Source organism: Ruegeria sp. AL3 (genome assembly GCF_056536065.1).
In genome coordinates this window covers 1,780,185-1,793,761 of the sequence record NZ_JBQFJG010000001.1, presented here as the reverse complement: position 1 = coordinate 1,793,761, position 13,577 = coordinate 1,780,185, and the positions used below count along the sequence as shown (strand labels likewise).

At 58.4% G+C, this 13,577-nt stretch carries 12 protein-coding genes; 7 read left to right on the top strand and 5 right to left on the bottom strand.

Annotated features, from left to right (window positions below):
- Positions 1-10 precede the first annotated feature (10 nt).
- The 6 genes from pcaD (at position 11) to ACR3E6_RS09130 (ending at position 5,654) form a co-directional block, all read left to right on the top strand.
- Positions 11-799 (top strand): 3-oxoadipate enol-lactonase, encoded by a 789-nt coding sequence (gene pcaD / locus ACR3E6_RS09155; RefSeq protein ID WP_480488118.1) that lies wholly within the window; start codon positions 11-13, stop codon positions 797-799.
- Positions 800-811: 12 nt separating this feature from the next.
- Entirely contained in the window at positions 812-1,525 is a 714-nt protein-coding gene (locus ACR3E6_RS09150; RefSeq protein ID WP_171636722.1) for an alpha/beta fold hydrolase, read from the top strand.
- Between the two features lie 100 nt (positions 1,526-1,625).
- Positions 1,626-2,825 (top strand): TCR/Tet family MFS transporter, encoded by a 1,200-nt coding sequence (locus tag ACR3E6_RS09145; protein WP_171724489.1) that lies wholly within the window; start codon positions 1,626-1,628, stop codon positions 2,823-2,825.
- An 82-nt stretch (positions 2,826-2,907) separates the two neighbouring features.
- Positions 2,908-4,002 carry a Zn-dependent alcohol dehydrogenase gene (locus ACR3E6_RS09140; protein ID WP_480486814.1) on the top strand — a complete coding sequence of 365 codons (1,095 nt, stop codon included), beginning with the start codon at positions 2,908-2,910 and terminating at the stop codon, positions 4,000-4,002.
- A gap of 19 nt (positions 4,003-4,021) precedes the next feature.
- Positions 4,022-5,254 (top strand): mandelate racemase/muconate lactonizing enzyme family protein, encoded by a 1,233-nt coding sequence (locus tag ACR3E6_RS09135; RefSeq protein ID WP_209834866.1) that lies wholly within the window; start codon positions 4,022-4,024, stop codon positions 5,252-5,254.
- Between the two features lie 112 nt (positions 5,255-5,366).
- On the top strand, positions 5,367-5,654 hold the full coding sequence (locus ACR3E6_RS09130; protein ID WP_171636950.1) for an ArsR/SmtB family transcription factor: 288 nt from the start codon (positions 5,367-5,369) through the stop codon (positions 5,652-5,654).
- Between the two features lie 3 nt (positions 5,655-5,657).
- Here the strand turns inward: ACR3E6_RS09130 and ACR3E6_RS09125 are convergent, their stop codons facing one another.
- Complete coding sequence (locus ACR3E6_RS09125) at positions 5,658-8,654, bottom strand: cyclic nucleotide-binding domain-containing protein (protein WP_480488116.1); 2,997 nt, start codon at positions 8,652-8,654, stop codon at positions 5,658-5,660.
- Between the two features lie 244 nt (positions 8,655-8,898).
- Between ACR3E6_RS09125 and ACR3E6_RS09120 the strand changes: the two genes are divergently transcribed.
- Positions 8,899-9,261, top strand: a complete 363-nt coding sequence (locus ACR3E6_RS09120) for a DUF3307 domain-containing protein (RefSeq protein ID WP_480488114.1) — start codon at positions 8,899-8,901, stop codon at positions 9,259-9,261.
- A gap of 6 nt (positions 9,262-9,267) precedes the next feature.
- Here the strand turns inward: ACR3E6_RS09120 and ACR3E6_RS09115 are convergent, their stop codons facing one another.
- Genes ACR3E6_RS09115 through ACR3E6_RS09100 form a run of 4 tightly spaced genes read right to left on the bottom strand, consistent with a single transcriptional unit; the run spans position 9,268 to position 13,576 of the window.
- On the bottom strand, positions 9,268-9,999 hold the full coding sequence (locus ACR3E6_RS09115; RefSeq protein WP_480486812.1) for a hypothetical protein: 732 nt from the start codon (positions 9,997-9,999) through the stop codon (positions 9,268-9,270).
- Positions 10,000-10,055: 56 nt separating this feature from the next.
- Positions 10,056-11,360, bottom strand: a complete 1,305-nt coding sequence (locus tag ACR3E6_RS09110) for an NAD(P)/FAD-dependent oxidoreductase (RefSeq protein WP_210093567.1) — start codon at positions 11,358-11,360, stop codon at positions 10,056-10,058.
- Positions 11,357-12,031, bottom strand: a complete 675-nt coding sequence (locus tag ACR3E6_RS09105; protein ID WP_171636708.1) for a TetR/AcrR family transcriptional regulator — start codon at positions 12,029-12,031, stop codon at positions 11,357-11,359. Before ACR3E6_RS09105 ends, ACR3E6_RS09110 begins: the two co-directional genes overlap by 4 nt.
- Positions 12,032-13,576 (bottom strand): trimethylamine methyltransferase family protein, encoded by a 1,545-nt coding sequence (locus ACR3E6_RS09100; protein ID WP_480486810.1) that lies wholly within the window; start codon positions 13,574-13,576, stop codon positions 12,032-12,034.
- Position 13,577 lies beyond the last annotated feature (1 nt).

Genomic DNA, 13,577 nt, shown 5'->3' with positions numbered 1-13,577 from the left:
GACCTTTGTCATGATGATCGCTGATCTGGGCGACGTGAAACTGAACTATCGCATCGACGGCCCCACGGACGGTGCACCCATTGTGTTTGCCAATTCCCTGGGAACCGACCTGCATCTTTGGGACGCGGTGGTGCCATACATGCCCGACGGGCTGCGCATCATCCGGTATGACAAACGTGGGCACGGGCAATCCTCGGTGCCCCCTGCACCCTATTCGATGGGCGCTTTGGTGCGGGATGCCGAGGCGCTGCTGGATCACCTTCAGGTTCGCGATTGCGTCTTTGTCGGCCTCTCGATTGGCGGGATGATCGCGCAGGGGCTGGCGATCAAACGCATGGACCAGATTCGTGCGCTGGTGCTATCGAACACCGCTGCCAAGATCGCCACGCCTTCGATCTGGCAAGAGCGCATTCAGGCGGTGCGAAAGGGCGGGATCGAGGCTTTGGCCAATGCCACGATGGAGCGTTGGTTCTCGCGCGAATTCCGCCACGCCCAAAATTACCTGCCCTGGCGCGATATGATGGTCAGCCAACCAGTCGAAGGGTATCTGGGCTGCTGTGCTGCCATTGCCGGTACCGACTTTTATACCCCCACAAGCGGCCTGCGCCTGCCCACGCTTGGAATTGCGGGCAGCGAAGACGGATCGACCCCACCCGATCTGGTGCGGGAAACGATTGATCTTGTGCCCGGATCCCGATTTCGGCTGATCCGCCGCGCTGGACATTTGCCTTGCGTTGAGAATCCCGCGGAATACGCAGAAATCCTGACCGGATTTCTGACCGAGATCGGACATGTCTGAAGGAGAATGACAATGGCGTCCTTCCTGTTGGTCCATGGCTCGTGTCACGGCGCCTGGTGCTGGCGCGACCTGATCCCCGCTTTGGAAGCCCTGGGCCATACCGCCCGCGCCATCGACATGCCCAGCCATGGTGCAGACCCCACGCCGGTGGCCGACGTCACGCTGGACGGTTGCCGCGATGCCATTTTGAACGCCTGTACACCCGATACGATCGTCGTCGGCCATTCCTGGGCCGGCTTTCCGATCAGCGCAGCGGCCGAGGCCCGCCCGGATGCGATGCGCGCCTTGATTTACCTGTGTGCCTATGTCCCTCGGGATGGTCTTTCGATGGCGGAAATGCGCAGGCGCGGGCCACGGCAAACCATTGCGCACGCAGTGGAAAAATCTGCGGACGGGCTTTCCTATACCGTGTCAGTGGATGCGATCCCACAGCTGTTTTATCACGATTGCCCGGACGACGTCCTGCCATACGCATACGCGCGCCTGTGTCCGCAAGCCATCCTGCCACAAGAAACACCGCTGCCTGTCGGCCCACGCTTTTCCAAGGTCCCCAAGGCCTATATCCGAACAACCGACGACCACACGATACCGACCGAGTACCAGGCAGACATGAGCGCCTGCGTCCCCGAAAACCTTCGACGTACAATCGACAGCTCGCATTCGCCGTTTTTTTCACATCCGCAGGAATTGGCTGAGCTTCTGTCCGAACTGGCGGGCAAACTCTAACAACCTGCCGCAACGACATGGGGTGTCCCGCGGAACTGTCTCTTCCCTCATTCGTCGGGCATGACTAGGGTGCCGCTCACAACTCATGTGTTCAGGTCCCATGCGTCTGCCGTTTTTCTTTATCCTCTGCATCGTCATGATCGATGCTATGGGCATTGGTCTTGTGATGCCGATCATGCCGCAACTGATCGTCGAGGTTCAGGGCGGCACCCTGGCCAATGCCGCGATCTGGGGCGGTGTGCTGAGCACAGCCTTTGCCGCGATGCAATTCATCTTCGGCCCCATTCTGGGAAACCTTTCCGATGCTTACGGGCGCAGAACGGTATTGCTGGTGTCCTTGTTCGTCATGGCGCTGGACTACGTCGTCATGGCCTTGGCGGGCAGCATCTGGCTTTTGCTGGTCGGACGTATCGTCGGCGGCATAACGGCGGCCACCCATTCGACGGCGGCGGCTTTCATGGCCGATGTGTCCGACCCAAAAGACAAGGCCGCAAATTTCGGCCTTCTGGGCGCGGCATTTGGCGTGGGGTTCGTTCTGGGTCCGGTGATCGGCGGATTGCTAAGCGAATTTGGAACCCGCGCACCATTCTGGGCTGCTGCGGGTTTGGCGGCGCTGACCTTCTGCATCGGATATTTCGTGATGCCCGAAACGGTGACCGATGAAAACAGGCGTGCCTTCAACCTGCGGCGCGCGAACCCGGTGAACTCGCTTCGCGCCATAGCATCATTGCCCGGCATCCGGCCTATGCTGTGGGTCTATTTCCTGTATTCGGTTTCAATCTACGTCTATCCGGCCATCTGGTCCTATTTCACGACCGAGCGCTTCGGTTGGTCCGCGCAGATGATCGGCCTGTCGCTTGGAATCTATGGCATCGGCATGGCCGTCGTGCAAGGCGGTCTGATCCGCCCGGCCATCCGGCTTTTGGGCGAGCGGGCAACAATCATCTATGGCATGATCTTTGAAATCATAAGCTTCGCCATTCTGGCCTTTCTGACCAACGGCCTGATAGCACTGCTTCTCATTCCGATTACCGCCATTGGGGCGGTCATCACGCCCGCCCTTCAGGCGATGATGTCACGGGCCACACCAGATTCTCAGCAAGGTGAATTGCAGGGTGTCCTGACTGCGTTGCATGCGCTTTCGATGGTGATCTCACCGTTGGTGATGACCAGCGTATTCGCGCAGTTCATTCGACCTGACACCCCGCTCTACCTGCCTGGCGCCCCGTTTCTGCTGGCACTCTTGTTGATGCTGGCAGGGTTCCTACTGTTTAGACGGTCCCGGCCTGTCGTGGCGTAACAACGACACGCAAATGGCGGTTTCTGCCTTGCGAGCCGCCTTTTCCCGCGCCACCGTGAACCCAACGGGAGTGAGGGACAACATGCAAAAAATCAAAGCCGCAGTCTGCCGGGCATTTGGCGAGCCATTGGTGATCGAAGACATTTATCTGGCCCCCCCCGGCACGGGCGAGGTCCAGGTGACACTGGATGCCGTGGCCATCTGCCATTCGGACATTTCCTATGCCGAAGGCGCATGGGGAGGGTTCCTGCCAGCGGTTTACGGGCACGAAGCCGCAGGCGTGATCACCGCAGTCGGAGACGCGGCCGGGGATTTCAAGGTCGGCGACCCTGTGGTGGTGACCCTGATCCGCGCCTGCGGGTCTTGCCCTGCCTGTGCAGGCGGGCAACCGACAATTTGCGAAACACCTTACGACACTGTCAAAGGTCCATTGAAAACAGGCGATGGCGGCGCGCTCGAACAGGCGATGGCATGCGGGGCCTTTGCTGAAAAGGTCGTGGTAAGCCACCGCCAGATTGTCAAAATCCCGGATGACCTGCCTAAGGAACTGGCCAGCCTGCTGTCCTGCGGCGTGATCACCGGGGTCGGCGCTGCGGTTAATGCGGCAGGCGTGCGCCCTGGTCAGGACGTGGTGGTCATTGGGGCGGGCGGGGTCGGCCTGAACGCAATTCAAGGCGCGCGGATTGCAGGCGCGCGGCGGATCGTGGCCGTGGACATGACCGAAGAAAAGCTTGAGATCGCCAAAGAGTTCGGCGCAACCCACGGCGTTTTGGCCAGCTTGGATCAACCATGGAAAGCCGCATACAGGGCGCTGGGGGCGCGCGGTGCCGATGCCGTTCTGATCACCGTCGGCGCGATTCCCGCTTATGATCAGGCTCCGCGCTATCTTGGGCGCGGCGGCAAGGCGATCATGATCGGAATGCCACATTCCGGTGACATGGCCAGCTATGAACCCGTTGTATTGGCAGCCCTGGGCCAGGGTGTCGTCGGGTCGAAAATGGGCGACGTGGTCATTCAGCGCGACATACCCTGGATGGTGGACCTGTATAAGCAGGGACGGCTGAAACTGGACGAGCTGATCTCGGGCCGCTGGTCTCTGGATCAGATCAACGAGGCCATCGCCGACACCAAAACCGGATCGGCCAAGCGAAATGTGATCCTGTTCGACAGGACCTGACCCACCGAAAGGATTTGGGATGAAACTTCAGGATCTCGACGTCATCGTCACCGCCCCGCCCGCCCCGGGCTGGGGAGGGCGATACTGGATACTTGTCAAAGTGACGACCGATACCGGCATCACGGGATGGGGTGAGTGTTATGCCTCGTCCGTGGGCCCTGTAGCGATGCGTCATGTCATTCAGGACGTGTTCGACCGGCATATGTTGGGAGAAAACCCCGAAAACATTGAACTCATGTTCCGCCGCGCCTATTCCAGCGGCTTTACGCAGCGGCCGGACCTGACGGTGATAGGCGCATTCTCGGGGTTGGAAATTGCCTGCTGGGACATTCTGGGCAAAGATCGCGACAGGCCGGTGCATGCGCTGCTGGGCGGCAGGATGAATGACCGGATCCGGGCCTATACTTACCTGTACCCCCTGCCCCAGCACAACCTGAACGATTTCTGGACCTCTGCCGAACAGGCCGGTGAAACGGCGGCGGAAATGGTGAACCGTGGCTACACCGCCGTGAAATTCGACCCGGCCGGCCCCTATACCATCCGCGGCGGGCACATGCCCGCGATGAGCGACATTTCCATGTCCGTCGCCTTCTGCAAAGCGATCCGCGAGGCCGTGGGGGACAGGGCCGATCTGCTGTTCGGCACCCATGGCCAGTTCAACACAGCCGGTGCAATTCGGCTGGGGCAGGCGTTGGAACCATACCAACCCCTGTGGTTCGAGGAACCTACGCCGCCGGACAATATCGAAGACATGGCCCGCGTCGCGCGCAATGTACGCATTCCGGTTGCCACCGGAGAACGGATGACCACAAAGGCCGAATTCGGAGCCGTCCTGCGCGCCGGAGCCGCCGAAATCCTGCAACCGGCGCTGGGGCGTGCAGGCGGAATATGGGAGATGAAGAAAGTCGCCGCCATGGCCGAGGTCTTCAACGCGCAGATGGCACCGCACCTCTATGCCGGTCCGGTGGAATGGGCCGCCAATATTCATCTGGCGGCGTCCATTCCCAACCTGCTGCTTCTGGAAACCATCGAAACACCGTTCCACGATCTACTGATCAAGGGCTCGATCCGGGTCGAGAATGGCTTTGTCGCCGCCCCGGATGCTCCGGGCCTTGGGATCGATGTCGATGAAGACCTGGCCCGCGCGCACCCATATGACGGCGACGGGTTGCATCTGCAAATGCAGGAGGACCCATGCGATTACGTTGAAGGCAACGCTTTTCAAGGGGGCGCCCCGGCAACCGAGGGGTGACAATACAAATGGCCTTGATGCATATTGGCATCACGAAACGCGATATGACGGTCCGAAAGTGGCACTTAACGAAACCGAACCTCAGGCACACCCAACAGACGCTCCGCCGGACATGAAAGACAACGCTGCACGCGCGGCTGCATTTCTTAAAACACTGGCACATGAAGGGCGCCTGATGATCTTGTGCCATCTTGGCGGTGGTGAAAAATCCGTCGGCCAACTTGAAGAGCTGCTTCAGCTGCGGCAGGCTGCCGTCAGCCAGATGCTGGCACGCCTGCGCGAGGAAGAGTTGGTCTCGACGCGCCGGGAAGGCAAAACGGTCTATTATTCATTGCGCGACGGCGCCACGGAAAAAGTGATCCGCCTGCTTTATGATTTGTTCTGCAACACGGACTCTTGATCGCTAATTGGACACATAGCCGGCGATAACCTGCAACAGCTTGAATGCGGTCGCCGCGTCGTTTTCCACAACGGCAAGGAATTCTTCTTCACCGATCCGCAAGCAGGAAAGCTGGGTTTCCGCCACCATGCTCAGCGCACGTGGTTCTTTTCTGATCAGGCCCAACTCTCCGACCAAAGCACCAGTCCCGACTTTGGTGATCAATTGGTCAGGCCCCTGTTCTTGCGGCAGATACAAACCTGCTTCGCCCTCCAGCACCACATAGGCACCGTCGGTGGGTTGGTCATCTTTCAAGAACACCACCTGCCCCGGCGCGGCATCAAACCAGCGCGCACCAAAGGCCAGCAGGCGCAGCTGACGCCGGTCCAGACCCGAAAACAAGGGGGTTTGTTCCAGAGCGCGCAGTTTCCGCGTCAAATCCGCCGATGCTGCACTGTCTTCCTCCACCGCCACAGGCCCTCCGTCCGAGACCACACGACCTTGCCGGATTTCCACATACATATCGAATGCACCGGGGTTTTCAAACTGATCATTCAGATAGACGACGGTGGTGTCCGGCAGCAGTTCACGGAGCCGTTTATAGACCGCCACCTGCGTTTTCATGTCGTAGCTGGCCAGCGCGTTTTCCAGAATCAGGATGTCAGGTTTCTTGATCGTCGCTCGGGTAAAGGCCAAGGGTTCGGCAAACACCGCCGGAAGATTCTGACCGCCGAGAGCAACCTGGACATCATAGATCAGCTCTGTGACCAATGGGCGCGCGCCGTTTTCAGCCAACACATCCACTATCACCTTGCGGGCTTCGTCCGAACGGGAACCGCCAATCTGGCTGACTTTTCCGAACAGCGCATTTTCCATGACCGTCAATCCGGGCGCAAAGACGTTCGGATCCAATGGAACGAAGACGTCTTGCAAACGCTCCATCAGTTTCTCGGAATGGCTGTGCCGGAGTTCGAGGATGCGATCCTTCAGTTCATCCGTGAACGCAGGTCCGATCTGTTCGGCAGAGATCACAAATGGCACCGCCAACATGTTGGCAAGCTGTTCGTCATCCAGCCCGTCCGAACCTTCTTTGCGGGTCTGGTCCACCAGATCCACCGCAATTTCATAGGTTTTTGCATCAAGACCAAGCTTTTGGAATAACGGGTGGTCGGTTCCATCCATCCCGAAGATCTGGCGCAGCATGTCGATCACGTCGCGGGTCAACGCGATCAATGTCTCGTCCAGCCCCAGTTCACGCAACTGTCCGAGAAAGACCTTTTGCTGCGCAAGCAAAGCCTGTGTCACAGGAACACGTGGCGTTGCGAAAAGCAGATTTTCAGCCACAGGCAGGGCCGCATTATAGGTGTTCCGGTCAAAGACAAGCGCCTGTTGTTCCAGCCCGGCATCCCGAACCGCCTGCTGCACGACCGGGCGCAGCTCGATCAGTTTCTTTGCCAGTTCACAATGCTCGGCCGCATCGAAGCTTTGTTCGGCGCCCCGTTGGAACAGCGCTGCGCCAAACCCCATTCCATCAATCAACTGCAACCACCAGGCACGCAGTTCTGCGGCGTCCTGAAAGCCGGCCAGAGTTGGGTCCAGCCATTCCGCCCCAAACGGATCGGCACTGTTGCCTGCCCTCAAGGTTTCGAGAAAATCCGGGTCGTCCGGCGGGTCAGTCAGCGGTTTGAACCGCATCGGCATCATCACGTTGTCGCCCAGCGTACCCTGGAACATGACAGGGCGTGATGTGACATACCCGATACGCGCGGCGACAACCACCTGATGCAACTCGGCCAGTTTCAGATCTCCGATCCGAACCTGGCCAGCACTGGGACGTATTTCCCGTGTCAGCAATTCGCCGATGGCGCGTCGATCTTCCTCGCTGGGGGCGGCGATCCCAATTGTCTTTCCGGCAGGAAAACTGAGGTCCAGATCATCAAGCACCTGATTGCCATCCATGTCACGCACCGAAACGTGGTCCAGCACGATGTCGCCGTTCAGGTGTGGCCACTCGGAGGGTTCACTTTCGAACAAGGTTTCATCATGCATTCCGGCCGGGGCAAAACGGTCAATGACCACATCCCAGCGCAGCGACATGTCCTGGGTCTGGTTGTAATAGGTCAGCAGTTCCTTCCAAGGTGAGCTGAGATCCTTGTACGCAGCCAATGCGGCAACCAGCGCCCCCAGCGAAACCGAGCCCTGAAGCACCAACAGACCACCAACCAGATAGAACATGAACGGTGTAAGCTGCGAGATGAAGTTGTTCAGGAATTTCATGAAGAACTTCTTTTGATAGATCTCGAAACGGATGCCGAACAGGCGTCCCAATTGCTCTGAGATCATCGACCGGCGAAAACGCCAGCCGCCATTGGTCCGCAGGGTGGACGCGCCCGCCGCGTTCTCGCCAATCTGCGCCGCCAGAACTCGAACCTCCTGAATGCGTTTCTTGTTCAGCAGGTTGATCTGGCGTTGCAGCTTGGGGATCAACCAGGCCTGCAAGGGTATCAGCGCCACGGCAGCCAGCCCGAACCAGACGCTTTGTAGGAACAGGAAGGAAAGTATGGTGATCATTTGGCCAGCCTGAAGAACCGGCTGGCTGATCGCGTCGCCCATCAGGCCGCCCATCGGCTCGCTTTCGGCGGTGATCATTGACACCATTTCACCCTGGCTGACACGCTCGAAATAGGGTTGAGGAAAGCGCAGCGCCCGGCTGATCAACTGATAGCGAAAGCGCCGCAGCATCCGTTCACTCAGCACGCCCTTCATGGTGTTGATGCGCATTTTCATCAGGCCATGGCACAGCACGGCCGCCAGAAAGGCAAAGCACAGAGCAACCAGAAAATTGGTCTGCGACATGGAATAGCCCCAGATCGTCACCTCAGAGGTGGACGACCCGATCGCGTCATTGATTATTCGTTTTGGCAACTCAAGTGTGAGATACAGCAAAGGAAACAGCGTCGCCGTCACGGCCAGCAGGACCAGCTGTTCGCGCTTGGAGTATTTCCAGATAAAGCGGAAAATTGTGCGTTCTATGGAACCTGCCCCTGCTGCTGACCTTCGACGTGGATTAAACGCAATGCATGCAATTTCAACAGCATGAATCAAATATCATCCAGACAGGATAAGCAAATTTTTCCCTTTTGGAAAATTTCTTGACCGAATGTGAACTAGTTCATTTACGCGTGCCCGTTTTATTGCCTAATGTTGGCGTCAGAACGATATCGGGAGGGTTCTTTTGACTGCCAGTATTGGCGCAGTGTTTCTTATGCTTTGTCTTTTGCTGATCAAGCATATGTTCGCTGACTACTACCTCCAGACACCGAAGATGCTATCCGGTCGGGGTGAGTATTTTCACTTGGGACGCGCGCAACATGCCGCTGTGCATGTTGTGGGTTCTGTCGTCGTTTTTTTGGTGTTCGGCGCGCCGCTGGTTTTTATTCTGATTGTCGGGGCGCTGGAATGGTTCATCCATTTCAATATCGATTTCATCAAGGCCAGCTATTCAGACAAAAAGCGACTTGAGCCAACGCAACCCGCTTTTTGGCGCGCCGCAGGTTTGGATCAGTTGATGCACAACCTGACTTATGTTGCGATGGTTTGGGCCTGGGTTACCTTCGCCGCCGCCTGAACGGTGTCAGGCCGCGTTCTCCGATACGGCAAGCCGATAGGCCCTAAGCCACATCCGATCCAATGCGTCAATCGCAGCAGGGTCGAACCGGTGCTCAACTTCCCAATACCGACCCGAGGCTACATAATAGCCAAGATCATCTTCCATTCGCTGCACACTGTGCATGGCTGCAAAATCGCGAAGCGGTGCGGCTGTCAGGTCAGATAGGTTGACGGATGGAAACACCAGCCGGCTTGGCGCGTCGGATAACCGTACGGTTCTGCACCCCTGAGCGGCTGCAAAAAGCCCCAGTCGGGCGGCCTTCGCTTCAAGCGAACGCAGTGTCACGTCCTTTCGCAAAGGGTCCGCAGTGCCATTTCCGTAAAAATGTGTTCGCCCCGATCCTGAATACATCATGTCGCAACCGGAAAAAGCCAGAACATCCGGCTTCAGGGCTGACAAAGCCCAATAGCCTGCCGTGAAAGCCATCGTTCCGCCGGCATAAACGAACCCGCCATAGTCATTCTGTCTTGGGACGTATTCGTCGGCAGTGACTATGTGTTGAGTGCCAAGAACTTTTTCAGGGCGGCGCTCTGCCGGGAAGTCTTCGGGGTGGATCAGGTAATCCCAGTCTTCTCGGATGCGCCATGCGTTGTTGATGGCGACGATATGCGTGAAAGGCGCGCGCGACCATGCCCGCGCCTCCAGCGCCGATGGGGCGCTGCCAAGGATCAATACGGTTGTCTTTCGGTCGGTCATGTCAGGGCCGGGCTTGTTGACAGCCACACACGACATAGACCGTTCGCGAAACGCGACTAGCCCAGAACCGAGAAACTGCTTTCCTCATTGATCGGTCGTTTGCGCGAGTAGAAGCCCACGTCGATTGTCCGCTTGATGTATGGCAATTCGAACTGCAACGGTTTCGCGTCGTGATCGGCGCCACCTTCACAGTAATCGATCAGTGCCGCCATCATCTTGCCCGCAATGGGCGCATTCTTGTATTGGTTTCCGCTTGAACCACAGGCCATGTAGAACCCCGGCAGGCTGGATTTGTCATAGATCGGAATCCAGTCGGTAGACGCATCATAAAGGTCAACCACGCCCCGCGTTTTCGATGGAATACCAAGGCTGGGCACACGCTGCGCATACCGCATGGCCTGCGTGGTCCATTGATCGGTGAATTCACGATTGTAGTTCACATCGTCCTCGCACCACTGATGCGGATCACATTCCGGATCCTCAGATCCGACAAGGATGTGATTGCCGTGTTCCGGGCGGCAATAGCAGGCAATGTCACTGTCCGAAACGATGGTTCCGTCGTGTTCAAAATCGAACCCTTCAGGGGCTGGAACGTGCACGACCTCTTGCCGCAAGGGTCGGGTTTTGATGGTCATATCGTCCAGAACGCCGGCCATCTTGTTGATGATGGACGAACCAGGTCCTGCCACATTGACCACAACCTTGGCGTGGATTTCCTCGCCCGAGGCCAGCTTGACGCCGGAAACGCGCCCGCCCTCGGTCAGGATTTCCGTGACTTCAGCGCCGGTGCGCAGCTCGGCCCCATGCTGTTTCGCGGCATCCATCAGGTTCTGAGCCGACAGGGCCGGGTCGGTGACATAACCCGCCTGAGGCCAGTACACCCCGCCCGTCATTTTACGCCCGTTGGGTTGGCCGAATTCAGGATCGTCCATACGGCGCGCGGGGGCAAAGCTGTCCAGCGAATAGACCGGCAAGCGTTCCAGCACTTTTTCATCTGACCATTCTTCGAACGGGCAATTCAGCTCGGACGAATTGCGCATGTGTTTTTCCAGCATCCCGTTCGCCTCGGTTTTCATGACCAGACAGCCGGTTTCGCGGAACTGCGCAAGGTTGGCGTCTTTCGGCAAGCCAAGGTACTCGGCCCAGTCGCGCCAGTAGTGGTAGCCTTCCCAGGCAAACGCGGTTCCATCGAATGTGGAATAATGCATCCGGATAATCGCGCAGGACCCCGCGGTAGAACCGTGCCCGACCTGAGAATTCCGGTCCAATGACAGGGTTTTCCATCCCGCCTTGGACATCTCGAACGCAATGGCCGCGCCGATCACGCCGGTTCCGATGATGATTGCGTCTGGTTGGCTCATGTCTGGTTTCCTTTCCAAAAGCGCAGGGAATACGCGCTGAATTCTTCAACTTCCTCGGGTTTCGGCTCGACACCTGTAAAGGCGTAAAGGTAATGCGGCACCATCGACAGCCGCATCTCGATAGGTTCGTTCAATTGCGCCAGATCATAACCGATCTGCATGTAATACAGCACGCGCGCCCGGGTTTCGGCTTCGATCTCGGAATAGCCGTAGCGGGCGAACATGGCGTGCAGCGCTTTCAGCCTGCGGGCGTCCGACTGATCCAGCATACGCCGCACCTTGCCCGATTTTCGCGCCCAGTCACGTACGGCAAAATCCAGCGCAGTATCGAACAGATCGGTGTTCACCACGCACCGATGAACGTTGCAGACGGCCGCCGTTATCGTCTCGGCCGGTGCTTCGGCCTGCGCGACCAAGGCGGCGGTGTTGGTGGCCTGCCAGCGCGCCAGCAACGCATCCAGCAACTCTTGCCGGGATTTGAAGTACCAATAGAACGACGACCGCGATACTGCCATCCGTTCGGCCAGGTTCAGGACCTTGATCTGGTCCACCCCGTCCGAAATCAGCACATCCATCGCCACGTTCAGCCAGTCGTCACGCGTGACCTTGATGTTGCCGATCAATGGTTCGGCCTCGGGGTCATCGCGATGAAGGATCGGTTTCGGGCTCATTCAGCTCTCCGGTGGGGCACCGCCCTCGGCGGTACGACGGGCAATGAAGTCATGTAAATCACCTGTCCGATCATTGTCGACAGCGGGCGCCTGGAAGTCGTTCAGAATGCCTTTCCAAACATCCGTTGCCCGATGGTTCGCGTCCACCGAACCACGCTCGGCCCACGTGCCGAAATTGGCGTAGTCATGGACATGCGGTTGATAGAATTCAGTATTATAGCGCTCCATCGTCTGGCTTGATGCGAAGAAGTGGCCACTGGGTTCAACCTCACTCAATGCAGTTTCAAACCCGATCTCGGACGGCCCCGCCTGCGCACCTGCGCACAGTTCGGCGACCATATTCAGCACTTCCGCGTCGCAGACCAGCTTTTCGAAGGAAACCGTCAAACCGCCTTCCAACCAGCCTGCGGAGTGGATGATCACCGTTGCCCCGGCCATAAGGCATCCCCAAAGCCCAAACTGGTTTTCGTTGGCGGCTTGTACATCGTTGGTGTTTGACGCCGATCCGGCAGCCGACCGCCAGGGCAAACCAAGATGCCGCGCCAGTTGGCCCGCAGCCAGTGATGCCTGAAAGTGCGACGGCGTCCCAAAAGCGGGCGCGCCGGACTTCATGTCCACGTTACTGGTGAACGTGCCATAGCAGACCGGCGCTCCAGGATTGGCAAGTTGGGTCAAAGTCAGCGCGGCAAGGGCCTCGGCATGAGACAAGGTGATCGCCCCGGCCACAGTAATCGGCGCCATCGCGCCCATCAGGGTAAACGGCGTGATGATCGACATCTGACCGTGGCGGGCAAAGTCGATCAGACCTTGCGCCATCGGGATGTCCAAGGTGCGCGGGCTGTTGGTGTTGATGATAGTATAGCAATGCGCATGGCCCCGGAACGCATCATCCGAAAGACCGCGGGCCGTGGTCAGCATCTCAAAGCAGTCCATCACCTGCGGGGTTCCGCGCGAAAAGAAGAACGGAAACTTGTCTGTCAGTTCCATCTGGGCCCGAGTCGTGAAGTAATGACGCAGATGGGTCGGCACATCTTGCGGCTCGACCTGTGGCGAAATCATCTGGAACACGTCGAAATGATGCGTGAGCTTCAAAAACTCCAGATAATCCTGACCTGTCGCCGGGCGCCGACCACGCTCAAGGTCGGTTGCGTTCGGCGCACCGGCTCCGGGTTGAAACACCAGCGAGCCCAGTTCGAGAGTAAAATCGCGACGCCGCGAGCCGGCGCGGCAGGCGATGGATTTGGGCGCTGACGCGACTGCGGCTTCAACCATCTCGCGCCCGATAAACACCATCTCAGTGTCTTCATCCACCCGCGCGCCGCCCTGTTTGAACAGTTTCCGCGCCTCGGGCAGCAGGGTCTTTACCCCCAACTCTTCCAGTGTCCGCAAGGCGGTGTCATGCATATCCGCGATTTGATCGGCCGGGAACACTTCCATCTGTGGGAAAGGGTTCCTGAGCTGGCGATAGTTCACATCGCGACCGGGCTGCGGGGCGGCTTCAGCCCCCCGCCCCCGCCGTCGGCGCCCGCGCTCTGCAGCAGTCATG